We start from the raw sequence: 25,589 nt of genomic DNA on the forward strand, positions 1-25,589 counted from the left end.
AGGCAATTTTGCGTCCATCTGTAAGGAAAATTATAATGAGAAAAGCAACCCTGGCATTGGCGATCGCCCTGTCGTTGGGCGTCACCGCCTGTCAGACCCAGACCCAGACCCAGACGCTGGAAGCACCGATGGCGCCCCAGGCTGTGGTCAGCGCCGAGTTCAACCAATTCTCCAGCCAATTCATCGAGGCCCTATGGCAACTGGCGCCGACCTGGGCCCTGTATAACGGCTACCACAAGTATGACGCAGTGCTGGAGATCCCGGATGCGGCAGCACGGGAGAAGACCTTGGGCTTCGTCGCGGCGCAGCGGGCGCTGTTGACGGCATACGATACCCGGGCGCTGACGCCCAGTGAGCTTATCGATTATAAACTTATCGACAATCTGCTCGGCAGCATGCAATGGGAAGTGGAGCGCTTCAAGTCATGGCAATGGGACCCTTCAAGCTACAATGTGGCCGGCGGTTTCGCCCAGATCATCAACGAGAATTTTGCCCCCCTCGATACCAGGCTGAGATCTGTGCTGGCACGCCTGGAGCATGTGCCCGAATATTATGCCGCCGCCCGCAGCAACATAGAGAATCCGACCCTGGAGCATACCCAGCTGGCCGTGATGCAAAACGAGGGCGCTTTTTCCGTGTTCTCCGATGGCCTGCTGCAACAGGTGCAGGACTCTGGGCTGAGCCAGGAAGAGCAGGCCAGCTTCCGCCAACGCTTTGCCGCGGCGACCCAGGCCATTCATCAACATATCGACTGGCTCAAGCAATTGCAGAGCCGACTCGAGCGTGACGGTGCCCGCAGTTTCCGTATCGGCGAAGACCTGTATGAGGAAAAATTCGCCTTCGACATCCAGTCGGGAATGAGCGCCAAACAGCTGTACCATAAGGCGCTGGCGGACAAAGACAAGGTGCAGGCCGAAATGGCCAAGATCACCACCAAGCTGTGGTCCAAGTATTTCACTGTGCCCCAGCCCAAGGACGACAGAGAAGCGATCCGCACCCTGATAGACAAGTTGTCGAGTCGGCATGTGCAGCGCGATGACTTCGTTGCCGAGGTGCGGGCGCAGATCCCCGAGTTGATCAAATTCGTCAACGACAAGCAACTCCTGACCCTGGATCCCAAGAAGCCGCTGGTGGTACGGGAAACCCCTGAGTATATGCGCGGTTATGCCGGTGCTTCCATCAGTGCCCCCGGACCCTATGAGCGCTCGGGTAACACTTACTACAATGTCAGCCCCCTGGATGGCATGAGTGACACGCAAGCCGAGAGTTATCTGCGGGAATACAATCATTGGATATTGCAGGTGCTCAACATACATGAAGCCATCCCGGGTCACTACAGCCAGCTGGTGTATTCCAACCAGTCGCCCAGCCTGGTGAAGAGCCTGTTCGGTAATGGTGCCATGATCGAGGGCTGGGCCGTTTACGCCGAGCGCATGATGCTGGAGCAGGGCTATGGCGATTTCGAGCCTGAGATGTGGCTCATGTACTACAAATGGAATCTGAGGGTGATCTGCAACACCATTCTTGATTACAGCATTCAGGTCAAGGGCATGACCAAGGAGGAGGCGATAGCCTTGATGACGGAGCAGGCCTTTCAGCAACAGGCCGAGGCGGAAGGCAAGTGGCGCCGTGCCAGTCTGAGCCAGGTGCAGCTGACCAGCTACTATGCCGGCTTCCGGGAGATTTATGACTTCCGCGAAGAGTTGAAACAGGCCCAGGGCAAGGACTTCGATCTCAAGCGCTTCCATGAGACCTTCCTCGGCTACGGCAGTGCCCCGGTAAAATATATCCGGAGCCTGATGTTGGCATCGCAATAGGCCATAAGCCAAACCCAGAGCGAATAAGGCCGGCAATTGCCGGCCTTATGCTTTTTCGGTTGCACCAGCAGGCGCCCAAGTCGAGGAATTTGCAGCCGTTATCCGCTTTTACGCTGGAGATCCAATTTTTCTCGTGATAATCTTAATGGAAATTATTCGCATTTATCATTTTGTTGTTATGAGTAAAATATTGTTAGTGGATGACGACAGTGTCTATCGCGCCTTAGTGACCGAGGCACTGATGACAGAGGGACACGAGTTGCTTCAGGCAGAGGACGGTCTGCAAGCCCTGGAACGACTGGCCTATTTCTCGCCCGATATCCTGCTCCTGGCTCCCATGATGCCGGATCTCCATGACTTGGCCTTGATGCTCAGCCTCAAGACCCAGATCCCTGTGATCATCATGTCCGCGAGCGACAACCAGGCGCTGCGCATCCGATGCCATGAGATGGGCGCCGATGATTTCCTCACCAAACCCATTCACATAGAGACCCTGTCCATCCGCATTGGGGCCATCTTGCGGCGCGTCGCCCTGAGCCGGGCCTGGGCCGGCCGAAAGCATGAGCGCCGGGAGGGGACAGAAGCGCCGCATCGCCAGGCGGAAAAACAGGCAACAGAGGGCGTCACCGAGTGGGTTAGTTTCGATGAGAGCCGCTACTGCGTGCACCTGGGACAGAGGTGCCTCACATTGACCCAGACAGAGTTTCGTTTGTTCAGGTACCTGTTCGAACGCCGGGGCCAGGTAGTGACCAAGCAGGAGCTGCAACTTGGGGTGTTGCATAAGGAACACGGGCGTTTCGATCGTAACCTGGATATGCATATCAGCAATACCAGACGCAAATTGGCCCAGACTCAGTTGCCGCGGTCCCTGATCGCCACCGTCAGGGGCCGGGGTTACTGTTTCGCGCCTGTCTGATACCTGGGCAGCGAGTGGTCAGTTAACAGGCTCGCGCCCCGTTTACGCCTGGACGGGTGCGCTTTCGTTTTCCCATTTCCGGCTTTTGGTTTATCCTATGGCCATTAATTTGGGGCCAAGACCTCATATACCGGGCGCCCGGCGCGCTAATCAAGTAAAGGAAGCTACCATGAGGATCAGTGCCAACTTCGATGGCGGAAACATCCAAGTCATCAACCTGGATAACAAAGATGATATACAGCTGGCCATACGTCCGGACGAGGGCGGTGAGTTTTACCAGTGGTTTAACTTCAGGTTCGAAGGCCTGGTCGGCGAGAGCTACAAGCTCAACCTGGTCAATGCCGCCGGCGCCTCCTATCCCAAGGGCTGGGAAAACTACCAGGCGGTCGCCTCCTACGACAGGCAGGAATGGTTCCGTCTGCCAACCCAATACCAGGACGGCAAGCTGAGCATAGAGGTCGAACTGGCCGCCGAGGCGATCCAGATTGCCTATTTCGCCCCTTACAGCTATGAACGTCATCTGGATCTGCTCAGTGCCAGCCAACTGCACCCGCTGGCGGGCCTGGAACATCTGGGACTGACACTGGATGGCAGGGACATCAGCCTGATCAAGGTCGGCGATCAGGACGAAAGCAAGCGCAACATCTGGATCACCGCCAGGCAGCATCCGGGCGAGACCATGGCCGAATGGCTGGTCGAGGGCCTGCTCAAGCGCCTGCTGGATCAGGATTGCGCCACCGCCAGGGCTCTGCTGGACAAAGCCAACTTCTACATAGTGCCCAACATGAATCCGGACGGCAGCGTCCGTGGTCATCTGCGGACCAATGCGGCCGGGGTCAACCTCAATCGTGAGTGGCAGAGTCCGAGCCTGGAGAAGAGCCCCGAGGTCTATCATGTGGTCAACAAGATGAAGGAAACCGGTGTCGACCTTTTTTACGACGTCCACGGCGATGAAGGTCTGCCCTATGTGTTCCTCGCCGGCTGCGAGGGCGTACCTGCCTACAGCCACAGGCTGGCTCAGTTGCAGGATAAGTTTGTCGCCGCGCTCGGACTGGCGAGCGCCGATTTTCAAACCACCCATGGCTATGATAAGGATGAGCCGGGCAAGGCGAACCTGACGGTCGGCTCCAACTGGGTCGCCCACACCTTCGATTGCCTGTCCAATACCCTGGAAATGCCCTTCAAGGATAATGACAATCTGCCGGATGAATTCGTGGGTTGGTCTCCCGAGCGTTGTGCTTACCTGGGTGAGGCATCCCTGATCGCCATGTTGGCGGTGGTTAATAACCTGAGATAACAGAGGAATTATGGCGTTAATTAAATGCCCGGTTTGCCACAAGCGCATCTCGAGCCAGGCGAGCCGTTGTCAGCACTGCCAGGCGGATCTGAGCGGCAATACCGAGTCCCTGGCGCGGATTAGCCATATACAGCAGTCCAATCGCCTGATGAATCAAAGTTTCCTGGCCTTGACCCTGTTCATTGCCGGGGTCGTGCTCTGGTTTTGGGGCGGTGAACCGGCCGAAGGGCCGCGTGCCTATATCGCCGGCGGCTGCTTCGCATTGGGATTTGTGGGTTACATGATCACTCGGGTGAGGATCATATTGCATAAGCGGAAGAGTGTATGACAGATATCAATCAAGTGATAGAGCAGATGCCGGTGGAAGTCTATGAGCGCCTGCTTTCGGCCGTCGAATTGGGTAAGTGGGAAGATGGCTCTGTGCTCAGCCAGGCACAGCGCGAGTCGACCCTGCAGGTGGTGATGTTGTACCAGGCCCGCAAGCTGGACCAGCAGGAGCATTTCACCATCAATGCCAAGGGCGCCATCAATGAGCTGTCCAAGAGCGAGTTGAAGAAGCAATTCCGCGGTGAGACCATAGCCGACTTCAAGGAGTCCGAGCTCTGATTTGGCGTGTCTAATTGACGCCTGCTCTCGTTTTGCTGTTTAACTGTTTCATCGCAAAGCCAACATGAGCGTCATCCGTAAAAAAGCCCGGAAATCCGGGCTTTTTTACGTTTACTGTCAGAGGACGCCTCAATCCGGGGTCAGTTCGCCCACCAAATTCTGCAGCATCGCCTGTTTTATCTCATCTGGTTGCAAATTTTTCGAAAGCAAATAGTGCAGTTTCGCCAACGCCGCTTCTATGGTCATGTCGGCACCGCTGATCACCCCGGCCTTGGCCAGGGCATTGCCGGTAGCATAGCCGCCCATATTCACCTTGCCCTGGAAGCATTGGGTCAGGTTGACCAGCACTATGCCGCGCTCGTCCGCTTCCCTGAGGGTCGCCAGCAAGGCCGGATCCTGGGGCGCATTGCCGACGCCGAAGGTCAGCAGGATCAAGGCCCTCACGGGTTGCTGCAGTATGTTCTTGAAGATGTCGGTGGAGATCCCCGGATACAGGGTCACCACCCCCACGGGCTGGGGGCTGATGCTGGCCACTTGCAGCGGCCTGTCGCTGGCTGTGGCTATCTTGCCGGCATGCAGGTTGATCTTGATGCCGGCCTCCAGCAGGAGCGGGAAGTTAGGCGAGGCGAAGGCATCGAAGCCGTCCGCATGGGCCTTGGTCGAGCGGTTACCGCGAAACAGCTTGTTATTGAAGAAGAGACAGACTTCGGCAACCGGGTAGTTGGCGGCAATATACAGAGAATTCAAAAGGTTGGTTTGGCCATCGGATCTCAGCTGCGCCAGCGGGATCTGCGAGCCAGTGACTATCACCGGCTTGGATAGCCCCTGTAACATGAAGGACAGCGCCGATGCCGTGTAGGCCATGGTATCCGTGCCATGCAAGATCACGAAGCCATCGTATTTCTGATAATTGGCCTGGATATCGTCGGCGATCATCTGCCAGTCGGTGGGGGCCATATTGGAGGAGTCGATGAGCGGCTGATATTCGTGGATCACGAAATCCGGCATTTCCTCGTGATAGAACTCGGGCATGGACTGAACGCATTGGGTCAGAAATCCCGCCGCCGGGGCGAAGCCATTGGCGGTCTTCTGCATGCCTATGGTACCGCCTGTGTAGGCGACGTAAATCGAACGTTTGGTCATTATTGTCTGTATTCTTTGCTGCGAGTGGCTTGATTATAAGGGCTAGCCTGGGTAAACCCAACAGCCTGACGACAATAAAAAAGCCCGGAAAACCGGGCTTAGGGACTCATGATGGCAAATGCATGCCGGGCTATCAGTAGTTGCAGTCGTCGCAATAGAGATAGACACCATTGGGGTCATCGAAAGCGGCAAATTCCTGCACTGCGCCGGCCCACTGTGCCAGCACACGCCCGAATACCGAGGTATGGGTCAGGCTGGGGGGCAGGTAGCTGGCGACCGAGCCAAACATGCGCTGCATGAACAGCTGTTCGGGTGTTAATTCCTGCTCTATGACTCTGGTATCGAACTTGTCCAGCTTGGCCAGTTCGACCGCCTTGCCTATGGCGGCATCTATGTCGCCCAGCTCATCGACCAATCCCAGCTCAAACGCCTTCTTGCCCGTCCATACATGGCCCTGGGCTATCTTATCCACTTGCTCCAGGGTCATGTGGCGCTCCCTGGCGACCAGAGAAATAAACTCATGGTAGCCACGTTCTATGTTGCGCTGGATGACGGCCTGCACCTGGGGAGAGAGGCTGCGGGTGACGGACAAGCCGGCCCATTCAGAGGTAGAAACCCCATCCGTGTAGATCCCCAGGCTGGCGAGCGAGTCTTCGAAGGTCGCCAACATGCCGAAGATGCCTATGGAGCCCGTGAGTGTGGTCGGGGTGGCGTAGATATAGTCGGCACTGGCGGAAATCCAATATCCCCCGGACGCGGCCAGGCTGCCCATGCTGACCACCACAGGCTTACCCGCGGCCTTGAGGGCCAGCAGTTCCTGGCGTATCTGCTCTGAGGCGAAGGCGCTGCCGCCGGGGCTGTCGACCCTGAGTACCACGGCCTTGACCTGATCGTCGAAGCGCGCCTTGCGCAGCAAGGCGGAAGTGCTGGCACCACCAATCTGACCCGAAGGCTGATTGCCGTTGAGTATGGTGCCCTTGGCCACTATGATGCCGACTGTGTCCTGTGGCACCAGGGAAGGGGTCGGCGCCACCAGGGCCAGGTAGTCGTTGAAATGCACTTGCCTGAAGCTGTCGCCCTGACTGGACTTGCCTACGCTGGCTATCATGGCGGTGCGGAAGCTCTCGTCGGAGGCGAGTTCATCGACCCACTTCATGTTGATGGCCATGGTGGCGGCATCACCTTCGGCCTTATCCAATTCGGCCAGATAACGCTCGGCGTCGGGGACCAGATCGGCCGCATCAATGCCGCGATTGGCGGCGACAGTGGCGGCATAGCTCTGCCAGATATCCGTCAGCAGCTCGCCGTTGGCTTCCTTGGCAGCCGCCGACATGTCGTCACGAATATAGGGCTCCACCGCAGATTTGAAGGTACCGACCCGGAACACATGGGTGTGGATCTTGAGTTTATCCAGGGCCGTCTTGTAATACTGGCGGTAGCGGCTCAAGCCGTTGAGCAGCACTTGCCCCTGGGGATTGAGATAGAGGGTATCGGCATAGCTGGCCAGAAAATACTGGTTCTGTTCGTAATAGTTACCTATGGCGAACACCTTTTTGCCTGTGGCCTTGAAGCCTTCCAATGCCTCACCTATGGCTTGCAGCTTGCTGACCCCGGCGGATCTCAGCTCGGACAAGTCCAACACCAGGCTGCTGATCCTGTCGTCTGTGGCGGCATTGTTGATCACATAGAGCACGTCGGCCAGCAGGATCTCGCCGTCGACATCGACGCCTTCACCTTGCTTGAAGGCCGCTTCGAAGGGGTCTACCGGCCGCTTCTGCTCGACGATCGCGCCGGCCAGATCCAATACCAGGGCCGAGTTATCTTCGACTTCTATATGTTCACTGCTGAAGAGGCCGACCAGCACCAGCGCCAGCAGACCAAAAAAGACCAAATTAAGGATCGCCTTGCGAACCCCGTTGAGGGTATTCCAAATGAGTAAAGATATATTCTTCAAAAACGAGGGTTTAGCGGACATTGGCCACTCCTTTATCTATCCAATGGGCCAATGCTAACTGAAAACACCCCAGGAGGCTAAAAACAATTGTAAGGCTTTTTAATCTTTGTACTTGTTGCCGGGAGTTGAGCTTAATTCCGCCACAAGGTATGCTGATTTAAATCACTTGTTTAAAAAGGACGTTTGAATGTCGTTTCCGCATTTATTAGAACCCTTAGATCTGGGCTTTACCCGGCTGAAAAATCGTGTGCTCATGGGTTCCATGCATACGGGCCTGGAAGAAGAAAAGGGCGGCTTCGAGAAACTGGCACAATTTTACCGCGAGCGGGCCGAGGGCGGTGTTGGCCTGATAGTCACAGGCGGGATTTCGCCCAATCTGCGCGGCCGTCTCACGCCCCATGCCTGTCAGCTGAGCTTCCCCTGGCAGGTGGCCAAGCACAGGATAGTGACTCGGGCGGTGCATCAGGCCGGCGGCAAGATCTGCATGCAAGTGCTGCACGCCGGGCGCTACGGTTACCATCCTTTCTCGCTGGCACCGAGCAAGATCAAATCCCCCATCACCCCCTTTACCCCTTCGGCCATGTCAGCCAGACAGGTGCGCGGTACCATCAGGGATTATGCCAACAGCGCCGCGTTGGCGAGAAAGGCTGGCTATGACGGCATTGAAGTCATGGGCTCAGAGGGCTACCTCATCAACCAGTTTGTCAGTGCCAGGACCAATGATCGCAACGATGCCTGGGGCGGCAGCTTCGAGAAGCGGGCGGCGTTTCCGCTGGAGATAGTCAGGGCAGTCCGCGCCAAGGTCGGCAACGACTTCATCATCATCTTCCGCCTCTCCATGCTGGATCTGGTCGACAAGGGCTCGAGCTGGGACGAAGTGGTGCAGCTGGCCAAATGGCTGGAACAGGCCGGGGTGTCGATCATCAATACCGGCATAGGCTGGCATGAGGCCAGGGTGCCTACCATAGCCACCAGCGTGCCTCGCGGCGCGTTTTCCTGGGTGACAGAGAAGCTCAAGCGCGAGGTATCAGTGCCGCTTATCGCCACCAATCGCATCAATACCCCGGAGATCGCCGAGCAGATCCTGGCATCGGGTCAGGCGGACATGGTCTCCATGGCCCGGCCTTTCCTGGCCGATCCCGAGTTTGTCAACAAGGCGGCCAGTGGTCAGAGCGAGTTGATCAATACCTGTATCGGCTGTAACCAGGCCTGTCTGGATCACACCTTCGCTCTCAAACGTGCGACCTGCCTGGTGAATCCCAGGGCCTGCTATGAAACCGAAATCAACTTCAGCGCCACGGCCAACAAGAAACGCATTGCCGTGATGGGCGCAGGTCCGGCGGGAATGGCGTTTTCCGTCTATGCCGCCAGCCGGGGCCATGAGGTGGTCTTGTTCGAGGCCAAATCCGAGGTCGGCGGTCAGTTCAACCTGGCACGCAAGATCCCGGGCAAGGAAGAGTTCAACGAAACCATAAGGTATTTCGTCAACCAGCTGGCGTTGCATAAGGTCGAACTCAGGCTCAACACGCGTCTGGATGCGGACACGCTCGCCGCCGAACACTTCGACGAGGTGGTTGTCGCCGCCGGGGTCGTCCCAAGATTGCTGGATCTGCCCGGTTTCGACGATGCCAGGGTGGTGGATTATCAGGCCGTGCTCAGTGGTCAAGTCGAGTTGGGTGACAAGGTGGCGCTGATAGGTGCCGGCGGCATCGGCTTCGATATGGCGCACTTCCTCTGCGAGCCCGAGTCCAGCAGCCTGGATACGGATAAGTGGCTGCAACAGTGGGGCATAGACAAGGCGTACCGACAGCCAGGTGGCCTGACGACGCCACAGACCGAGGCAGGGACCGGGCCGGCGCGCCAGGTGCATTTGCTGCAGCGCAAGTCTTCCAAGATGGGCAAGGGGCTGGGCAAAACCACCGGCTGGATCCACCGCGCCGTCCTCAAGCAGCATGGGGTCGAGATGCAGACAGGGGTCAGCTATGAGAAGTTCGACGCTGCCGGACTGCATATCAGGGTGGGGGACGAGTCCAGCGTGCTGGCGGTCGACAACGTGGTGCTCTGTGCCGGCCAGGAGTCGAACCTCAGCCTGGTCGATGAGATGAAGGCATCGGGTTTGCCCGTGCATCTCATAGGAGGGGTCGATGTGGCGGCCGAGCTCGATGCCAAGCGTGCCATACGTCAGGGCGCCGAGTTGGCTATGCGTATCTAACCCTTGACTGCTCGCCAATGCCTGCCATGGGTTAGGCTGGGTAGCGCAACGAAAGCCTGATAGCCATCAGGCTTTTTTATTGCCTGGCCCGGCGGTATAGCACGGCCAGGCATGCTCCTTAACTCACCAAGCGGATGGCAAAAAATGCCGCCTAAGCTTGCCCGCCCCTTGCACTGAGGCGTCACAGGGCAGAAAATAGCGCCCAGACACACTTTGTCATTCTTGAATGGGGAGCTATCTTCGACATGGAAGCGGGCAGTCAGCACAATTTGAAGCAAAAGCTCACCCTGTTATGCAGGCTTGAGCCCGGATGTCTGGGGCCAGATGGGGCGCAGCACATAGAAGCCTTCTGTACCCTGGCGCAACAGGCATTGCAGAGCTACCGGGCCGACATCGCCATTTGGCAATTGACCCCCCGTTATGACAAGAGCTTGAGTGAAATGAGTTATCGTCTGGGTGACAGACCACTGACACCCGCCCAGAGCGACAAATACCTGGCTTTATTCAACCTGAGCCTGGATGAGTTTGAAGAAAGGTTTCAGGACAAGTTGACCGGCTTGATAACGCAGTTTCTGGCGCGGCACTCGCGCAATCAGCACAGCTAGGGCCAGAGCCGACAGGCTCCGGCGTCAATGGACTATTAGATTAATAAGGAACAGCAGATGAAAACACCCATTCCAGCCAGTGCCGGCAAGCATATCTTGATCACAGGCGCCAATCGTGGCCTGGGACTGGCCTTGACCCGCTTGTATCTCGATGCCGGCTGGCAGGTGACCGCCTGCTGCCGTCATCCCGACTCGGCCGCAGAGCTGGGTGCCTTGCTCGAAGCCTATGAGGCGCTGGAGATTTTCGAGCTGGATGTCACTGTGCAGGAGTCTATCTATGCTCTGGCCGAGACCTTCGCGGGCGAACCCCTGGATCTGCTGCTCAACAACGCGGGTATCTATGGCCCCAACGGCCTCAGGTTTGGCACCACGGATGTCGATGCCTGGCAGCGGGTGTTGGCGGTCAATAGCATAGCGCCGCTGAAACTGGCCGAGGCATTCCATCCTCAGCTCAAGCTCGCCGGCAAGGCCATCATAGCCAACATCTCCTCCAAGATGGGCAGCATGACAGATAACACAAGTGGCGGCGCTTACTTGTATCGCTCCTCGAAGGCGGCGCTCAACGCCGTCAGCCGCAGCATGGCGATCGATTTAGCCGCAGACGGCATTTCAGTGGTTGCGCTGCATCCTGGCTGGGTGCGTACCGACATGGGCGGCCCCCAGGGCCTGATAGACGCAGAAGAGTCGACCCGCGGACTCAAAGCGTTGCTGGATAAGCTCACCCCAGACCAGAGCGGCGGCTTCTTCGACTATCGGGGCAATACCGTTCCCTGGTAGCCTTGTCGGTTGAGGCCGCATACGGTGTCTGCAATGAAAAAGGCGTGCCGCTGGCACGCCTTTTTATCATGAGGGCCAAGCCTGGCCCGTTCGTTTAGCAATGCACATCAATGTGCCATTTGCCGGATTCAGATCTCAGGATACAGAGGACGGATATCCGTAGGAATGGCTTCCATCTTCACATTCAATGCGGCGACCTCTGGGGTCAGCACTGCGTATTTGGCGAGGAAGTCCTTCGACTGCTGATAGTCACCCAGTGCCTGGATCATGCACAGATCGTGCACCAGATCCCGTATGGCCAGGGCCAGCTTATCGAAGTCGACCTTGTAGGTCTGGCTTTGGCTGTCGAAGTCGAAGGCCTGCTTCTCTTTGAAGTAGTTATACTGGAACGCCGCGCCGGCGCCATGGGCTTCATGCACCCCGAAACGCATGGAGCGGAATAGACCGGCAAAATAGGTCACCAGCATGTTGTCGCGCTCGGCCTTGGGCATTTCGCCTTTGTCCATCAGGAACAACATGTTATAGGCGCCCATCACATCCGCCTTGCCTTCTTCAATCTTGGAGTAGGTCTCCTGCAATTGCTCGGCGACCGTGGTGCTCTTGCCGTCTTTGACTAGGGTGCCAGGCCCCAGGCCGTGGGACAGCTCGTGGAACAGGGTTTCGTTGAAGAAGTATTGTTCCATCAACAGAGATTGCTGTGCCGGGGCTATGATCAGCGCCGAGATGGGCCGCATGATCGCCTCATACTTGGCGTTGAGCACGTTCTTCAGCATCACCTTCTTGCTGCCCTTGAGTTCGCGCACCACTTCGTCGTTGGGCAGGTTGAAAGCCGTGGTCTGTACCCCAGGCTTGTTGTCGCCGCCGCCGGAGACCTGCTCGACCACGGAAATGGGGGACTCGGAGCCGCGCTGCAGGTTCTTGTACTTGTCCTCGATCGGCAGGTTCAGCTCCATCTCCTTGAGGTATTGCTTATACACGGCCAGCTTGGCACTGTCCTGGGGATTGCGTACCGTGATGAAGGCTTCGAAGAAGGTCTTGTAGCCGAAGAGTTTGTCCGTATAGGTCTCGTAGGGACCTATGGCGACTTCCAGTGAACCGTTAAGATCCATCCAGGCCATTTCAGAGTCACGGTAGTCGTCCTTGAGGAAGGCATCGGCGCGCTTGTTGAGGAAGGTCTTGAGACTGGCGTCCTGGGTGAGGGCGGCGGCTTCACGCATCAGGGCGGCGCAGGCCGTAAGCTCCTTGCCATAGTACTGGCTGTAGGGGACGGCCAGCAGCTTATCGCCCTGACGCACTATGACGGTATAGCCACTCTTGAACGCGGCTTCATCTTCAGGATGAGCGGCAATCCACTGGTTGAATTCTTCCTTGGTCATATCGACCGGGTAGACACCTGCGCCATCCGGGCGCTCTGTGTCGCCCCAAAATGGCTTGTCGCCTTCCAGGGTATCCCATGGACCATAGTGGAGATCGAACAGCGACAACAACAGCTGTTTGTCAGGATTGGCCGAGGTGGCAATTTTGGCGCGTACCTTGGGGTTGGTATCATAGGTCTGGCGCAGGTAGACGCCATCGAGGATATTGGCGACCTGCACCATCTTGTGCAGTACCTGACGGTCGATATCGCTGAGGCTGCTCAGATCCGCCTGCATCTTGGTGTCGACAAATCTGTCCAGCATGGCCTGATAGCGGCCGCTCTGGGCCGTCGGGTCTTGCGCTTTGGCCTGTGCTTCCGGGGCTTTCTGCTCCGAGGCCGTCGTCTGTTGCTTGTCCGCCGGTGAACAACCCGCCAGGGCCGACACCAGGGCCAGTGATATGAATGAAGCTTTCATCTAGCGTTTCTCCTTTTATTATATTGCTCGCCATGAGAGGCATGAAATGAGCGCGCTTCAATGTACACCTAATGCCGGCGGGGATAAAGCCGGCGCCGTCCGCTCTTGGCTCAGAGGCGATCGATTGCCAGTAAATTGACCGTTAAAGACGAATTGGCCCGAGTCTACCCAAGGGCGGAGGGGGCTTGGCTATACTTGATAGCAGGAGTACTTGGTAGCAGGAATGCCAAGAGTGCTAAACTGCGGGAGCCAGAGTGAAGCCAGCACAGACCCCATTGACCGTCTTCTACGACGGCGCCTGTCCCCGTTGCGTCGAAGATAGGTGCCACTACGAGCGACTCGCCGGCGACAATGCCGGCGAGGTGACTTGGTTCGACATCACCAACCAGGACCAGGCCCTGCGGCGGCTCGGCATAGATCCCACCAAGGCCTTGACCGAGCTGCATGTGCAGACCGCCGATGGCCGCATCCTCTCCGAGCTCGATGCTTATATTGCCCTGCTGCAAAGGGTGCCAAGGCTGCGGCCACTGGCCTGGCTTCTGGGGTTGCCGCTCATTCGCCCGCTGGCGGCGCGCTATTATCACAGCTCGGTAACACGGCGCCTGGCGCGCAGCGGCAGATTGCCACCGGCGAAAAAATCTTAGCACCTGTCTAGATTTTATTACCTGCCTAGATCTTAGTGCCGCTCCAGAGTGCTTATCCCCATGTTGCTGCATCATCCTCGCTGTAATTGTTTCAAGCTGAACATGGGAGACGTTCTATATCCAATAGATTAAAACAACAGGGATGGGAATAGGAGCAGATATCCTGGCGCACTTTGTCCTGTGCAAGGTTTCAATGTTGTAATACTGCAGGGACGAATGCCGGTGTCTCCATAAAAACCAGAATGACAATTTTGCCGCTTGTTAATTTGCTCGGGCGCTTGTGTTGCTATTTATTTTTATACTTGTTATAAAAATGAGCGAAGGACTTGTGAAGTAGTTGTAGGACAGGGTCTTCTGACTTTAACACTTACTTTAAAATCAAAAGGAATTAACAAGATGACCGGCAACAAAAAACTTTTCGCTTTTAAACTGGCAGAAAAAAAGCAACAGACTAACGTTTCCTCACAAAAGCATGTTCAATTTAAAGCGCGTGAAGGCGTTGCTATTGCTGGATGCACAGATCCTACAGGCAGGGGAGCGGTTCGCTACAGCGATACAGGCGTATTTTGCTGATTAAGCACTAAAAAACACCTCGGTTTTTACCGGGGTATTTTCCCCGTTTCGATTGCCCCACTCCCACTTAAAAATTAAAAGGAATTAACAACATGAACAACAATAAAAAACTTTTCGCTTTTAAATTGGCAGAAAAAAAACAACAGACTCACGTTTCTCAACAACAGAATGTGCAATTTAAAGCACGTGACGGTGTTGCTATCGCCGGATGTACTTTGGCGCCTGCAGGTAATGGACATGCTCCACGTTACAGCGACACAGGCATGTATTGCTAATTAAGCTGTAAGAAAATCCCCGGTTTCAGACCGGGGTAATCTTTTCCCGCACTTCGATTTCTCTACTTCCTCATTTAAGTGGTCTATGAATAACAAACGGATTTTAATCGTCAGTAACAGCGATGATCTTCATGTTGAGGTGATCACTCCCATATTGACAGCCAAAGGCCATAAGCCTTTTCGCCTCGACCTGAATGCATTTCCACGTGACTATCAGTTTCATCAACACATCAGCCAGGACGGGTGCGAAGGTTTTATTGAACATCTGCCCACGGGGGACAGGCTCGCGATCGAGGATATAGGATCCGTGTGGCTGCGTAAGAAAGGTGAATTTGCGTTTCTCAGTCCGGATTTGGGACCGCAGGAAAATGCCTACGCGATTGAAGAAACCGACCACACACTGTTTGGCTTACTGTACGGCCTCGACTGTTATTGGATGAGCCATCCCTTGGCGATGCGCGGGGCAAGCTTCAAGGGGGAGCAGATGAAAAGGGCCGTCAGACTGGGCTTCAGCATCCCGCCGTCGATCATCAGCAACACCCCAGAAGCCGTCAAGTCGTTCAAGCAGGCGCTGGAGGGAGACATGGTGTTCAAGGCGATGTCGTCATCCTTTTTAGCCGCAGATAAAGTATCGCAAGCAGAGCGGGAGTCCGATGGCATTCCGACCACTGTGATTAGCGATCTGGACATGGACGAGCTGGATGCGATCGCCCATGTGCCTTGTCATTTTCAGGGACACATAGAAAAAGCCTATGAACTGAGAGTGACAGTGATAGGTGAGCGGGTGTTTGCGGCGAAAATCGATTCACAGCTGGACGAGCGCACGAAAACAGATTTCAGAGATTTCAGTGTGGAGATCCCCTACAGCGCCATACGACTTCCACTGGATATTGAGCGGCGTTGCCGCGAGTTTGTCAAAAGTTACGGCCTCAATTATGGTGCCCTGGACTTAATAGTGACGCCGAAGAATGAATATATCTTTTTGGAAAACAATCCTGGTGGGCAGTTTTGGTTTGTTGAGCAACTGGTACCCGAATTAACCATGATGGACACATTAGCCGATTGCTTGATAGAGGGGGCTCAATGCTGAATTCGGATGACATTAAGATGTTGGAAAGTCAGCGAGACAGCAAGGTCTTGGTGCTCGCTGCCAGTCAACTCGATATCGAGTTATTGCCGGCGCTCTATAACAGCTTGCAGCAACTCGGGCATGTTGAGCGACTGGATGTCGTGCTCTACGGCCGCGGTGGCATAGTGAATGCTGTCAGGCGGATAGCGCTTTTATTGAGAGAATTTTGCGATACCCTTTGCTTTATTGTGCCGCATCATTGCGAGTCTGCCGCAACCTTGTTGTGTCTGTCCGGGCATGAAATCATCGCCGGGCCTTTGGCTATCTTTTCGCCGATAGATCCCGCCTTGCAGGCGGGCACCTCAAACCATGAGCAAGCGCCTTCGAGCCTGTCATCCCAGGATGTGCGCTTGTTTTCACAAATGATGCGGGACTGGTTTAAGCTCGACGACGATGAAGTGAGAGCCCAGTCGGCATCCCATCTGTGCAACAGCATTTTCCCTACGACCTTGACGTCCTTTTACCGCTCGACACTGGAACTGCAACAGATAGGTGAGCAGTTGCTGGCGTTTCAGCTACCGGAACAGGAACAAAGCATACGCAGCAAGCTAGTTGAACAGCTCCAGTACGGTTACCACTCGCACACTTATGCCATTACCCGGGAAGAACTGGCCCAGTTGGGGCTGAAGGTGAAGCAGGATCCCCATGTCGGTGCGACGGCTTGGAAAATGGCAGAACAGATCCGCGCCGAGTTGGGCCCGGGCGCATGTGAGTCATTGGACGAAGGTTGGTGTGATGCCATCATAGCCACTGCCATTGAAACCCGCGGGCGCTGGTGCCACCCGGAAAGGCCTTCTCCTTGCTGGAAAATAGTGAGGTAAATTTTGATTTATCTGGCTGAGTTTTGTCGTTTGTTTATCTTCATCGTACTCGTGCTTGCCGCCTGGGGGAAAACACACTCATTCCCCAGGTTTAGAGACAGTCTGGCAGATACCTTAAATGTGCCTGTGCCATGGCGTTTGCTCTCGGCACTTGGCCTGGTGGCTACAGAGTGGATGTTGGCGGCCATGTTGCTCATTGATGGGCCCTGGCGTGCCTTGGCCATGCAGGCTGCACTGCTTTTATTTGTCTCCTTCGCCCTCTACATAGCGTCAATTTTGATAAAGCACAGATTGGTCAGCTGTCATTGTTTCGGCCGGGAAAATCGCCATGTCAACGCGTATGACTTTTATCGCGCTTTGATCTTGATAGCGGCTTGTTTCATCATGCTCACGTTTACATCGAGTGCCTTGACTCTGGTTCCTGCCTCCCAATGGCTGCTATTTGGCTGTGCATTCATGTTTGCCCAGATAACGATACATTTGCCCGATGTCGCCACGTTATTGCGCCATGATGCCTAAGGATTTTATATGACGGACATAGGATTAATACATTGGGTCTTGGCCTGCCTCATCTTTGCGGTTTCAATCAACCTGGTGCTCACCTTCCGGCTGTTCGACATGATGCGGACTATGCATGTCCCAGGTGTCAATGCCGTCCCCTTAACCTTGCCTGTTGGGGAGCTGGCTCCTGATTTCTCAGGTACAACCTTAGTGGGTAAGACGCCTGTGAGCTCGGTAAATAAACCGACGGTTCTGGTGTTCTTATCCTCGAAATGTAAGGAATGCCATAGCAAGCTTGCGGAACTTAGCCGCATACAAGCAGCCTTGAATAGTGCGCAGGTGGTGATGTGGTTGGTTGCATCTGAGCACCCGAATAAGCTGAAAGCGTTTTTGACCGACACAGGCCTGTTAAACCTTGTGGTGGCTATGGACAGCGAAGTACGCAAGAGTTTGAACCCCCGCAGCGCTTCCCCGTTTTATTTGTTTTTGGATGAAAACCGGGTATTACAGGCCAGTGGAATTATCGGTGACGATGACTGGCTCAGCTTTATTTCTCAAATGGATGGCATTTTATCGGAAGCGGAGCCCGCATTATGAACCTGGAAACAAGGAAATTTCACCGCCTCAGACTGCAGCTGATCAGGCCCTATATTTATCGGCTCTTGCTGGGCTTCATTGTCATGTTGGTCACAGTGGTCATCCAGCTCAGTTTCCCCAAGGCAGTCGCCTACTTTATCGATAACTCGGTGAAGGCACAGCAAAATGACTGGCTCACCTGGGTTGGACTGGTCATGATACTGGTGTTTTTGATCCACGCAGCAGCGACTTCACTGCGCTACTACCTTTTTGAGTCGGCGGGGACCCTAATAGTGACTCGACTCAAACAGCAGCTCTATGGCGCCATTATTGGCCAGGGAATAGGTTTTTTTGATCGCAATAATGTCGGCAACTTGAGTAATAGGCTTTCTGCCGATGTCGAAGTGCTGAAAGACACCCTGACTATGGCATTGGCGATCGCGTTGCGCTCCTTGTTGACCTGCATCGGCGGTGCCATCTTGCTGCTTATGCTTTCTCCCAAACTCAGTTTATTGATGTTGGTGGTCGTGCCTTTATCCATATTGGCGGCGCGTCAAGCGGGCAAAATGGTGAGCAGCAGATCTAAGCTGGTTCAGGACAATTTGGCCGACTGTAACCATATAGCTCAGGAAAGCTTTGCCAATATTCGCCTGATGCATGCCTTTGGTCAGCAAAATGGGGCGAAGCAACGCTACCGAAAGGCAACAGATAAAACCCAGGATTTATCTTTAGGCAACACCCGTATTTTCGCCGGATTTCAGGGGGTCACCAGCTTTATCCAGTACATGGCCTTGTTGGTTACTCTGTGGTTCGGCGGTCAGATGGTGCTTGAAGACCAGCTGAGTATCGGAGAGTTAACCAGTTTTATTCTGTATGCCGCCATGGTGGCAATGTCGGCATCCGGGGTGAGTTGGTTTTGGGGAGAGTGGATGAAAGCCGTGGGGGCAACGGAAAGAGTCTTCGAATTGCTTTCCCTTCAGCCACAGATCCCGGAAGGGCCAAGCGAAGCGAATTTACCTCAATTCAAGGGCGAGATAGCCTTTGAAAATGTTGAATTTGCCTATCCCGCTCGTCCCGAAAGCAAGGCATTGAGAAGGTTTAGTTTATCCGTAGCTGCGGGAGAAAAAATAGCCTTGGTCGGTTCATCCGGCGCAGGCAAATCGACCATTGCCAGTCTGATACTGGGTTTTTACACACCCGACTCAGGCAAACTCAGGTTCGATGGTGTAGATGCCGACACATTGAGCCTGCATGCCATAAGGCGAAATATTGCCATTGTGGAACAGGAGCCCAGTCTCTTTTCCGGCAGCATACTGGAAAATATTCAATACGCACTTTCAGATCGCCAGGCAACGGAGGAAGAAGTGATCCAAGCGGCCAAGCACGCCAATGCTCATGAGTTTATCAGCAAGCTTCCCTGTGGCTATGACACCCAATTGGGCGATCGCGGAGTGCAGCTTTCCGGTGGGCAAAAACAGCGGATCGCCATTGCCCGGGCTATTTTAAGGGACGCCAATATTTTGATCCTCGATGAAGCGACCAGCGCTCTGGACGCGCACAATGAGCATCTGGTGCAGCAGGGCCTGGAGCACCTGATGAAGGGGAGAACAACGATAATGATCACCCATCGCTTCTCAACAATCAGCCGAGCCCAACGAATCGTCGTCATGGACAGGGGGGAGATCAGTCAAATAGGCTCCCATGATTCACTCATACGAAACAGCAATGGGATATACAGCGGACTGATGCAGAAACAGCTCAGTTACGAAGCCAGTCTCGAGCCTGTACCAGCCTAGTCGCTTCAAAGCATGTGCAGCTTAATACCTGAGTTCAAGCAGAAGGCTCAGCTTCGGCCGTTTAAAGGTTTCTCTGGATAGGCTGGCATGAGATCCCGTCCCCTTGCGACTTCATCGCTTCACTTCTTCAGCACTTCCCCCCAGAAATTGAATCTTGACGGCGGAGATTTTGCTACAATGCTTGTTTGCCGGGCTCGATTCGGCAAGGATTCAACCGACTTGCCAGGCTTGGCTAACCCGACTGACATGCGCTTAGGCCCAGAGAACCCAGATGTCCGATCCCTTTCTATCTCAGCCGAGCGACGCTATGGGCGCTTCGACTGCCGCATCACTGCCTGTCGAACTTCAGCCTGCCACGCCTCTGTCTGCCACAAATCTCAGCCCGACGCCGGAGGCACTCGAGCGCTCGCTGGCGCAGCATTTTGGCTTCGACCAGTTCCGCGGAGGTCAGGGGCGGGTGGTAGCGCAGTTGCTGGCGGGGCACTCCAGCCTGGCGATCTTTCCCACCGGCTCGGGCAAGTCGCTGTGTTATCAATTTACCGCACTGCACTTACCCCATCTCACCCTGGTGGTGTCCCCCCTGTTGGCACTGATGAAAGATCAGCTGAACTTCCTGGCGGGCAAGGGCATAGCCGCCGCCAGTCTGGACTCGACCCTGAGCCCGGAGCAGAGCCGCCAGGTGATGCAGGATGTGCGCGCCGGCAAGATCAAGATCCTCATGGTGTCGGTGGAGCGCTTCAAGAATGAGCGCTTCCGTCATTTCATCGAGTCGGTGGCCATCTCCATGTTGGTGGTCGACGAGGCGCACTGTATTTCCGAGTGGGGGCATAACTTTCGTCCCGACTACCTCAAGTTGCCCAGCTATTGCCAGGCACTCAAGATACCCCTGGTATTGCTGCTCACCGCCACCGCGACCCGCAAGGTCAAGCTGGACATGGCCAGACGTTTCGCCGTAGATCCCGGGCACATAGTGCAGACAGGCTTCTATCGCGCCAACCTGGATCTCAGCGTGTTGCCCGTGTCTGCCCAGGATAAGAGAGCGCAGCTGCTGCAGCAAATCCGCGCCCAATCCGGCGCCGGCATCGTCTATGTGACCCTGCAACAGACGGCACAAGAAGTGGCCGATTATCTCAAGGCCCAGGGCATAGTCGCCGGCGCCTACCATGCCGGCTTCGAAGACAGGCAGCGTCAGGCCATTCAGGCCGACTTCATGGCCGACAAGTTGCAAATAGTGGTGGCCACCATCGCCTTCGGCATGGGCATAGACAAGAGCAATATACGTTTCGTCATACATTATGATTTGCCCAAGTCCATAGAGAACTACAGTCAGGAAATCGGCCGGGCCGGCCGGGATGGCTTGCCGTCCCATTGCATCACCCTGGCCAATCTGGATGGGGTCAATACGGTAGAGAATTTCGTCTATGGCGATACCCCTGAGTTCCAGGGAATAGCCCATGTGGTGGCCAACATCATCGAAGAGGGGGATGGCCGCCAGTGGGAAATGCAGCCGACGCGACTGTCCAACGCCAGCAACATACGCCAGCTGCCGCTGAAGACCCTCCTGGTACAGCTGGAAATGCTGGGGGCGATCAAACCCCTGTATGCCTATTTCGCCGAGGTGAAGTACAAGTTCATCCAAGATCAGGCGCAGATCCTGGCGCAGTTCGATGAGCAGAGACGCAGTTTCTTGAACAGCATCTTCCAGCACACGGACTTCAAGAAGGTCTGGGGAACCCCAAATCTCGATAGCCTGTTTCAAACCCTGGGCTGCGAGCGCCACAGGGTGCTCTCGGCATTGAATTATCTGGCCGACAAGCGCTTTATCGAACTCGAGACCAAGGGAATTACCGAGGTCTTCGAGGTCAATTCGGCTATCCTGCAGAATCCCGGGCTGGCCGGGCAACTGCATGGGTATTTTGTCGACAAGGAAGCCAAGGAAATCGCCCGCATCGCCCAGCTGATCCGCTTCTTCGAGCTTGACTCCTGCCTGAGCCATAATCTGTCGCGCTATTTCGACGACCAGCAAACCCCATCCGTCTGTGGCCATTGCAGCGTCTGCCGTGGCCAGCCGGCCAAACTGGGCTATTCGTCGGCGGTGCAGGCGCCAACGGATGCCCAGCTGCGCAGCGATATAACGGAACTCAGGCGCCACCTCGACGCCAAAGGTGCCGAGCCGCCATCACTGGAGAGCGCCTGTCGCTTCCTGGCCGGCATAGCAGTCCCGGCCTTCGGCCGCTACCAGCTGCGCAAGTTGCCTGGCTTCGCCCGGGCCGAACACATGAGATTTGCCGAGATAAAAACCAGGCTCGCTCGGCTCTGGACCGAACTGAACCAAGAGGGAGTAGCATGAACAAGACAGTCAAGAAGATGTTGGCGGCACACGAACACTTGCTCCACATGGAAGATGCCATAGTAACATCCCATACCCAGAGGGAGAGCGGCGAATGGGTGCAACATACTCTGATGCTGCAAGGTTACGATGTGCCGTTCAAGTTTCGGCGGGTGAAGAAATACAAGAGCCTGCAGGGGCAGAGGGTCAACCTCGTCTATTACCCAGAAACCACCTCGGTCGCCGGCATAGAGCTGGAAATCATGCAGGTGGTTCGGATCAAACGCGCCTGAGGTTAGCCTAGCTTACGTTTGATGTCATTGAGTAGCTGATGCGCCAGCTTGCAGTCTCGCTCGCCCAGGCGGGCCATGCCGTCCAGCAGCCATTGCTTGAGCTTCTTATCCTCGCCGGCCTCCAGCTCGACCAGCAATGCCTCCGCCTTATGTTTCAACGCCTGCAGCTGCCCGCTATCCGCCGTGGCTTGGCTGGCACTGAGGCTGGCATCTATGTTTGAGAGCGTCTGACTCAGGGCATAGCTGTACACCATCACTGCCTGCGCCAGGTTCAGCGAAGGATAGTCATTTGCCAAGGGCACATAGCTGAACAGATCGCATGACTCTAGCTCATCGTTGCTCAAGCCACTGGCTTCACGACCAAACAACAGCGCAATAGAGGCAGAACCCGTCTGCTCCAGGTGCCGGGATAATTGCTGGGGATCGAAGAACTGTCGCGGAGTGCCGCGCTCCCTGGCGGTGGTCGCCACCAGTATGTCGAACCTTTGGCGGACACTGGCGAGATCCGGCATGACCTCCACCGACTCAAGAATATCCGTGGCACCGTGGGCCAACCAACCGGCTTCCGGAGTCAGATGTAACTCAGAGCCAACCAAAATGAGTTTGTTGAACCCCATGGTCTTGATGGCGCGGGCAGCGGCGCCGACGTTGGTGGCGCGGCTGGGTTCGACCAGGACGAAACTGATAGACATAAGGGGACTCGGTTGGCAAATATGCCGCTGATTATACTCAATAGCTTAACCTGTGGCATGCCTGTCACCGCAAAAGCTCAGAGCCTGCCTAATAACTGAGCATTGAACATGTTCAGTGGCTGTCGCCATGGGGCTTGGCATACTGAAAATTACTTTCTGCCTGCCAGAGGCGGAATCTCAACTCGGCGCCCTCGGGCAAATAAAAGACCTTAGGCATGCGGCTGTCGTACCCGAGTCGCAATTCCCCCGGGATCCGCACGAATGCCTGTTGCTTGGCTTGGTCGAAGCAGGCCATCTGGGTGCTGATCCTGGCCCCGAGCGCATCGAGCTTGTAATAGCTGTAACCCCAGCCGGAGAGGGTATGCTCCTTGAGTTCACCCGTCAGGCCGTGTTTGTTGCAATCAACCATCTGTGTCTGGCCAATCTGCACTTGCAGTTGCAGGTTCTGTTCCTCCCGAGTCCCATCCTTCCCCTCGGCGGTAAGCGGCGGCATGGTCAATATATATTGCACCATCCCGGCAGTCGGTGGCGGAAACATCTTGGTTGATGCCAATGCCTGGTAATCGTCCGGGGTGAAACGTTCGATGCGGATGTCTGAGGCATGGATTTCGTATGCCTGGGCGGCATGGATCTGCGGTGTGCTCAAGGCGATAACGGCGAAGGTGGCGGCCAACAAGGACTTGGTTCCGGATTGGCACTTAAATAGGGGAGTGGGTGAGCCTAGGTTCCTGGACATCATTTTCTTCATGCTTTGCTCCATTGTTTGTTTGATAGGTCGCTTCATGCTTTTCTCCATATAAAGGGGAGGGGATCTGATTGAAACGGATGCAGCCTATAAACTCAGCCTAAAGGAAAAAGGGTTAAGCGAATAGAAAATAATGTCAACCGCTTGGATTGTAACTGTAAACGCCGGTCTCATGCCTATGTTCATACCTATGTTCATACCTATGTTCATGCCTATGTTCATGCCTATGTTCAGGCCCATGCCTGATACACAGCCTGATGCGCAGTTAGCTTGCAATAGCGAAAAATTAGTTTGGCATTCAAACTATTTGGATGGCAAAATAAATACATCAGATATTCAGCCAATTGAGCCTTAGATGAAAGCGAATCCCCATTCAGTCAAGAAATGGCAACACCAACACAATTTTTCCACCGTCAACCTCAAGGGTGAACGCAATACCCGCTACGTGCTTTATCTCACCCTGATCACCATGTTGGCGGAAATTACCGCGGGTACCTTGTATGGCTCCATGGCCTTGCTGGCTGATGGCTGGCACATGGGGACCCATGCAGCGGCCTTCATGATCACTTTGTTTACCTACACTTATGCCAAGAAACATGCCGACAATCCCGAGTTTGCCTTCGGCACAGGTAAGGTCAGTGTTCTGGGCGGTTATACCAGTGCCATTGCCCTTGGGTTGGTGGCGCTGGTGATGGCGATAGAATCCTGCATGCGCCTGGTCAATCCCACCCAGATCCAATTCAACCAGGCCATACTGGTCGCCATCATAGGCCTGACTGTCAATGTGTTGAGTGTGTTTCTGCTCAAAGATCACCACTCTCACGATCATGGGCACGATCACGGACATGGTCACTCGGATCATCACGGTCACGGGCATTCCCATGAGCATCATCATGATCATAACCTGCGCGCCGCCTATTTCCATGTGCTCGCAGATGCCTTGACCTCTGTGCTGGCGATTGCCGCCTTGCTGCTGGGTAAGTATCTGGGACTCAATTGGCTCGACCCTGTGATGGGGATAGTCGGCGCCCTCATCATAGGCCGCTGGGCCTGGGGACTCATTCGCCAGACCAGCCCCACCTTGCTCGATGCCAGCATAGATGAGCAGTATCGGCAGCAGATGATCAATTCAATAGAAGAGGTGGCCGATCATCAGGTGGCGGATATCCATGTCTGGCGCGTCAGCGCGGATCACTTCGCAGCTATGATCTCCATCGTCGCCCATCAGCCCAGAGACATAGAGTATTTCAGGGTCAGGCTGGCCAGGTTCGATCGCATCTCTCACCTGACGCTGGAGATCAATACCTGCCAGGAAGCCGCCTGCCATGCAGCCCAGGGGAACAAGGCATGACGACCGAGCATAAGCTCAACCATGCCATGATAGAGTTCTACGAGAAACTCTCCTCCTGGGAGCACGCCATAGTGCGCGACAAGGGGTATAGCCTGACCCAGGTGCATATAGTGGAGATTTTGGGCGCCAACGGCGCCATGCGGATGAAGGAACTGGCGGACAAATTGGGGGTTACCACGGGCACCCTGACTGTCCAGGTCGATAAGATGGTGCAGGCAGGCTTGATCCTCCGCCGTCCCCACGCCAGCGATCGCCGCTCCATTCTGGTGGAGCCCACGGCCCAGGGGCTCAGGCTCTACGCCGAACACGATGCCCTGCATCTGCAGCTGACTCAGGACATCACGGTCGGGCTGTCGGCCGAGGAACGCCAGTGCTTGTTGAGTCTGTTCGAGCGCATCAACAGCGAGTTTTAGTTGCCCCCCTGGCCCCTTGGGGGAAGGAAACAGAGTGAGGCAAGCCATGGCATTAAGCCGCCGGAAAAAACATTCGTCCAGGGGAACTTAATCGCAAGCCACTTGCCTACTCTTATGCCGGGATGAGTCAGCTTGCAGTCCTGGGCAGCTCCATGGCGAGCCCGAATTTCCCTATAGGTTGGGGAGACAAAAAGCGGTCAGATTCAGTCGAGTCGGCCGCTTTTTTATAGCCGATTAATGTTACATTAAGAAACGAGTGGCACATTTGAGCGGCCGGTGGCAATTTGCTACC

The 25,589-nt window shown here is 55.3% G+C and carries 25 protein-coding genes; 20 read left to right on the forward strand and 5 right to left on the reverse strand.

Annotated features, from left to right (window positions below):
- The first annotated feature begins 35 nt into the window (after positions 1 to 35).
- The 5 genes from LZP73_RS13680 (at position 36) to LZP73_RS13700 (ending at position 4,636) form a co-directional block, all read left to right on the forward strand.
- The gene (locus tag LZP73_RS13680) at positions 36 to 1,817 is read left to right on the forward strand and encodes a DUF885 domain-containing protein (RefSeq protein ID WP_234235571.1); all 1,782 of its coding nucleotides are present in this window, start codon (positions 36 to 38) and stop codon (positions 1,815 to 1,817) included.
- 178 nt (positions 1,818 to 1,995) lie between these two features.
- Positions 1,996 to 2,733: a response regulator transcription factor gene (locus LZP73_RS13685; protein ID WP_234235572.1), complete on the forward strand. Its 738-nt coding sequence runs from the start codon at positions 1,996 to 1,998 to the stop codon at positions 2,731 to 2,733.
- 169 nt (positions 2,734 to 2,902) lie between these two features.
- A complete protein-coding gene (locus LZP73_RS13690; RefSeq protein ID WP_169562715.1) occupies positions 2,903 to 4,030 on the forward strand; it encodes a M14 family metallopeptidase in 1,128 nt (375 codons plus the stop codon).
- Positions 4,031 to 4,040: 10 nt separating this feature from the next.
- A complete protein-coding gene (locus LZP73_RS13695; RefSeq protein WP_234235573.1) occupies positions 4,041 to 4,358 on the forward strand; it encodes a zinc ribbon domain-containing protein in 318 nt (105 codons plus the stop codon).
- Entirely contained in the window at positions 4,355 to 4,636 is a 282-nt protein-coding gene (locus tag LZP73_RS13700) for a YeaC family protein (protein WP_234235574.1), read from the forward strand. Before LZP73_RS13695 ends, LZP73_RS13700 begins: the two co-directional genes overlap by 4 nt.
- Before the next feature lie 129 nt (positions 4,637 to 4,765).
- On the opposite strand, the gene ansA is transcribed toward LZP73_RS13700, so the two are convergent.
- Positions 4,766 to 5,779 (reverse strand): asparaginase, encoded by a 1,014-nt coding sequence (gene ansA / locus LZP73_RS13705; protein WP_234235575.1) that lies wholly within the window; start codon positions 5,777 to 5,779, stop codon positions 4,766 to 4,768.
- A 133-nt stretch (positions 5,780 to 5,912) separates the two neighbouring features.
- The gene (sppA, locus tag LZP73_RS13710) at positions 5,913 to 7,754 is read right to left on the reverse strand and encodes a signal peptide peptidase SppA (RefSeq protein WP_234235576.1); all 1,842 of its coding nucleotides are present in this window, start codon (positions 7,752 to 7,754) and stop codon (positions 5,913 to 5,915) included.
- A gap of 166 nt (positions 7,755 to 7,920) precedes the next feature.
- Here sppA and LZP73_RS13715 point away from each other — a divergent pair, with 166 nt between their 5' ends.
- The 3 genes from LZP73_RS13715 to LZP73_RS13725 all read left to right on the forward strand — a co-directional run bounded on the left by LZP73_RS13715 (position 7,921) and on the right by LZP73_RS13725 (position 11,327).
- Entirely contained in the window at positions 7,921 to 9,945 is a 2,025-nt protein-coding gene (locus LZP73_RS13715) for an oxidoreductase (RefSeq protein ID WP_234235577.1), read from the forward strand.
- A 245-nt stretch (positions 9,946 to 10,190) separates the two neighbouring features.
- On the forward strand, positions 10,191 to 10,550 hold the full coding sequence (locus LZP73_RS13720) for a hypothetical protein (RefSeq protein WP_234235578.1): 360 nt from the start codon (positions 10,191 to 10,193) through the stop codon (positions 10,548 to 10,550).
- Positions 10,551 to 10,607: 57 nt separating this feature from the next.
- Positions 10,608 to 11,327 (forward strand): SDR family oxidoreductase, encoded by a 720-nt coding sequence (locus LZP73_RS13725; protein ID WP_234235579.1) that lies wholly within the window; start codon positions 10,608 to 10,610, stop codon positions 11,325 to 11,327.
- A 128-nt stretch (positions 11,328 to 11,455) separates the two neighbouring features.
- Here LZP73_RS13725 and LZP73_RS13730 read toward each other — a convergent pair whose 3' ends face one another.
- A complete protein-coding gene (locus tag LZP73_RS13730; RefSeq protein ID WP_234235580.1) occupies positions 11,456 to 13,159 on the reverse strand; it encodes a dipeptidyl-peptidase 3 family protein in 1,704 nt (567 codons plus the stop codon).
- A 254-nt stretch (positions 13,160 to 13,413) separates the two neighbouring features.
- Between LZP73_RS13730 and LZP73_RS13735 the strand changes: the two genes are divergently transcribed.
- From LZP73_RS13735 to LZP73_RS13780, 10 genes are all read left to right on the forward strand, one after another.
- Positions 13,414 to 13,803 (forward strand): thiol-disulfide oxidoreductase DCC family protein, encoded by a 390-nt coding sequence (locus tag LZP73_RS13735; RefSeq protein WP_234235581.1) that lies wholly within the window; start codon positions 13,414 to 13,416, stop codon positions 13,801 to 13,803.
- 396 nt (positions 13,804 to 14,199) lie between these two features.
- Entirely contained in the window at positions 14,200 to 14,376 is a 177-nt protein-coding gene (locus LZP73_RS13740) for a hypothetical protein (protein WP_234235582.1), read from the forward strand.
- Positions 14,377 to 14,468: 92 nt separating this feature from the next.
- Positions 14,469 to 14,651, forward strand: a complete 183-nt coding sequence (locus LZP73_RS13745; RefSeq protein WP_234235583.1) for a hypothetical protein — start codon at positions 14,469 to 14,471, stop codon at positions 14,649 to 14,651.
- An 85-nt stretch (positions 14,652 to 14,736) separates the two neighbouring features.
- On the forward strand, positions 14,737 to 15,741 hold the full coding sequence (locus LZP73_RS13750) for an MvdC/MvdD family ATP grasp protein (RefSeq protein ID WP_234235584.1): 1,005 nt from the start codon (positions 14,737 to 14,739) through the stop codon (positions 15,739 to 15,741).
- A complete protein-coding gene (locus LZP73_RS13755; protein WP_234235585.1) occupies positions 15,735 to 16,601 on the forward strand; it encodes an SDH family Clp fold serine proteinase in 867 nt (288 codons plus the stop codon). Before LZP73_RS13750 ends, LZP73_RS13755 begins: the two co-directional genes overlap by 7 nt.
- Before the next feature lie 3 nt (positions 16,602 to 16,604).
- Positions 16,605 to 17,120, forward strand: coding sequence for a MauE/DoxX family redox-associated membrane protein (locus tag LZP73_RS13760; protein ID WP_234235586.1), 516 nt, complete (start codon positions 16,605 to 16,607; stop codon positions 17,118 to 17,120).
- A 9-nt stretch (positions 17,121 to 17,129) separates the two neighbouring features.
- Complete coding sequence (locus tag LZP73_RS13765) at positions 17,130 to 17,699, forward strand: redoxin domain-containing protein (RefSeq protein WP_234235587.1); 570 nt, start codon at positions 17,130 to 17,132, stop codon at positions 17,697 to 17,699.
- Positions 17,696 to 19,474, forward strand: a complete 1,779-nt coding sequence (locus tag LZP73_RS13770) for an ABC transporter ATP-binding protein (RefSeq protein ID WP_267960188.1) — start codon at positions 17,696 to 17,698, stop codon at positions 19,472 to 19,474. Before LZP73_RS13765 ends, LZP73_RS13770 begins: the two co-directional genes overlap by 4 nt.
- 271 nt (positions 19,475 to 19,745) lie before the next feature.
- Positions 19,746 to 21,824, forward strand: coding sequence for a RecQ family ATP-dependent DNA helicase (locus LZP73_RS13775; RefSeq protein ID WP_234235588.1), 2,079 nt, complete (start codon positions 19,746 to 19,748; stop codon positions 21,822 to 21,824).
- Positions 21,821 to 22,096 (forward strand): hypothetical protein, encoded by a 276-nt coding sequence (locus LZP73_RS13780; RefSeq protein WP_234235589.1) that lies wholly within the window; start codon positions 21,821 to 21,823, stop codon positions 22,094 to 22,096. The genes LZP73_RS13775 and LZP73_RS13780 overlap by 4 nt, the downstream gene beginning before the upstream one ends.
- Before the next feature lie 2 nt (positions 22,097 to 22,098).
- Here LZP73_RS13780 and LZP73_RS13785 read toward each other — a convergent pair whose 3' ends face one another.
- Positions 22,099 to 22,788, reverse strand: a complete 690-nt coding sequence (locus tag LZP73_RS13785; protein ID WP_234235590.1) for a tRNA/rRNA methyltransferase — start codon at positions 22,786 to 22,788, stop codon at positions 22,099 to 22,101.
- A gap of 112 nt (positions 22,789 to 22,900) precedes the next feature.
- Positions 22,901 to 23,527 carry a serine protease inhibitor ecotin gene (gene eco, locus LZP73_RS13790; RefSeq protein WP_442800747.1) on the reverse strand — a complete coding sequence of 209 codons (627 nt, stop codon included), beginning with the start codon at positions 23,525 to 23,527 and terminating at the stop codon, positions 22,901 to 22,903.
- A gap of 361 nt (positions 23,528 to 23,888) precedes the next feature.
- Here eco and dmeF point away from each other — a divergent pair, with 361 nt between their 5' ends.
- A complete protein-coding gene (gene dmeF / locus LZP73_RS13795; RefSeq protein WP_234235592.1) occupies positions 23,889 to 24,884 on the forward strand; it encodes a CDF family Co(II)/Ni(II) efflux transporter DmeF in 996 nt (331 codons plus the stop codon).
- The gene (locus LZP73_RS13800; protein ID WP_234235593.1) at positions 24,881 to 25,297 is read left to right on the forward strand and encodes a MarR family winged helix-turn-helix transcriptional regulator; all 417 of its coding nucleotides are present in this window, start codon (positions 24,881 to 24,883) and stop codon (positions 25,295 to 25,297) included. Before dmeF ends, LZP73_RS13800 begins: the two co-directional genes overlap by 4 nt.
- Positions 25,298 to 25,589 lie beyond the last annotated feature (292 nt).

The sequence above is a fragment of the Shewanella sp. AS16 genome (genome assembly GCF_021412365.1).
Lineage (GTDB): Bacteria > Pseudomonadota > Gammaproteobacteria > Enterobacterales > Shewanellaceae > Shewanella > Shewanella salipaludis.

What these genes read in the sequence shown, in the direction of transcription:
- LZP73_RS13680 (WP_234235571.1), top strand. Translation starts at nt 36, where the DNA reads ATGAGAAAAGCAACCCTGGCATTGGCGATCGCCCTGTCGTTGGGCGTC.
- LZP73_RS13685 (WP_234235572.1), top strand. Translation starts at nt 1,996, where the DNA reads ATGAGTAAAATATTGTTAGTGGATGACGACAGTGTCTATCGCGCCTTA.
- LZP73_RS13690 (WP_169562715.1), top strand. Translation starts at nt 2,903, where the DNA reads ATGAGGATCAGTGCCAACTTCGATGGCGGAAACATCCAAGTCATCAAC.
- LZP73_RS13695 (WP_234235573.1), top strand. Translation starts at nt 4,041, where the DNA reads ATGGCGTTAATTAAATGCCCGGTTTGCCACAAGCGCATCTCGAGCCAG.
- LZP73_RS13700 (WP_234235574.1), top strand. Translation starts at nt 4,355, where the DNA reads ATGACAGATATCAATCAAGTGATAGAGCAGATGCCGGTGGAAGTCTAT.
- ansA (WP_234235575.1), bottom strand. Translation starts at nt 5,779, where the DNA reads ATGACCAAACGTTCGATTTACGTCGCCTACACAGGCGGTACCATAGGC.
- sppA (WP_234235576.1), bottom strand. Translation starts at nt 7,754, where the DNA reads ATGTCCGCTAAACCCTCGTTTTTGAAGAATATATCTTTACTCATTTGG.
- LZP73_RS13715 (WP_234235577.1), top strand. Translation starts at nt 7,921, where the DNA reads ATGTCGTTTCCGCATTTATTAGAACCCTTAGATCTGGGCTTTACCCGG.
- LZP73_RS13720 (WP_234235578.1), top strand. Translation starts at nt 10,191, where the DNA reads ATGGAAGCGGGCAGTCAGCACAATTTGAAGCAAAAGCTCACCCTGTTA.
- LZP73_RS13725 (WP_234235579.1), top strand. Translation starts at nt 10,608, where the DNA reads ATGAAAACACCCATTCCAGCCAGTGCCGGCAAGCATATCTTGATCACA.
- LZP73_RS13730 (WP_234235580.1), bottom strand. Translation starts at nt 13,159, where the DNA reads ATGAAAGCTTCATTCATATCACTGGCCCTGGTGTCGGCCCTGGCGGGT.
- LZP73_RS13740 (WP_234235582.1), top strand. Translation starts at nt 14,200, where the DNA reads ATGACCGGCAACAAAAAACTTTTCGCTTTTAAACTGGCAGAAAAAAAG.
- LZP73_RS13745 (WP_234235583.1), top strand. Translation starts at nt 14,469, where the DNA reads ATGAACAACAATAAAAAACTTTTCGCTTTTAAATTGGCAGAAAAAAAA.
- LZP73_RS13750 (WP_234235584.1), top strand. Translation starts at nt 14,737, where the DNA reads ATGAATAACAAACGGATTTTAATCGTCAGTAACAGCGATGATCTTCAT.
- LZP73_RS13755 (WP_234235585.1), top strand. Translation starts at nt 15,735, where the DNA reads ATGCTGAATTCGGATGACATTAAGATGTTGGAAAGTCAGCGAGACAGC.
- LZP73_RS13765 (WP_234235587.1), top strand. Translation starts at nt 17,130, where the DNA reads ATGACGGACATAGGATTAATACATTGGGTCTTGGCCTGCCTCATCTTT.
- LZP73_RS13770 (WP_267960188.1), top strand. Translation starts at nt 17,696, where the DNA reads ATGAACCTGGAAACAAGGAAATTTCACCGCCTCAGACTGCAGCTGATC.
- LZP73_RS13775 (WP_234235588.1), top strand. Translation starts at nt 19,746, where the DNA reads ATGTCCGATCCCTTTCTATCTCAGCCGAGCGACGCTATGGGCGCTTCG.
- LZP73_RS13780 (WP_234235589.1), top strand. Translation starts at nt 21,821, where the DNA reads ATGAACAAGACAGTCAAGAAGATGTTGGCGGCACACGAACACTTGCTC.
- LZP73_RS13785 (WP_234235590.1), bottom strand. Translation starts at nt 22,788, where the DNA reads ATGTCTATCAGTTTCGTCCTGGTCGAACCCAGCCGCGCCACCAACGTC.
- eco (WP_442800747.1), bottom strand. Translation starts at nt 23,527, where the DNA reads ATGATGTCCAGGAACCTAGGCTCACCCACTCCCCTATTTAAGTGCCAA.
- dmeF (WP_234235592.1), top strand. Translation starts at nt 23,889, where the DNA reads ATGAAAGCGAATCCCCATTCAGTCAAGAAATGGCAACACCAACACAAT.
- LZP73_RS13800 (WP_234235593.1), top strand. Translation starts at nt 24,881, where the DNA reads ATGACGACCGAGCATAAGCTCAACCATGCCATGATAGAGTTCTACGAG.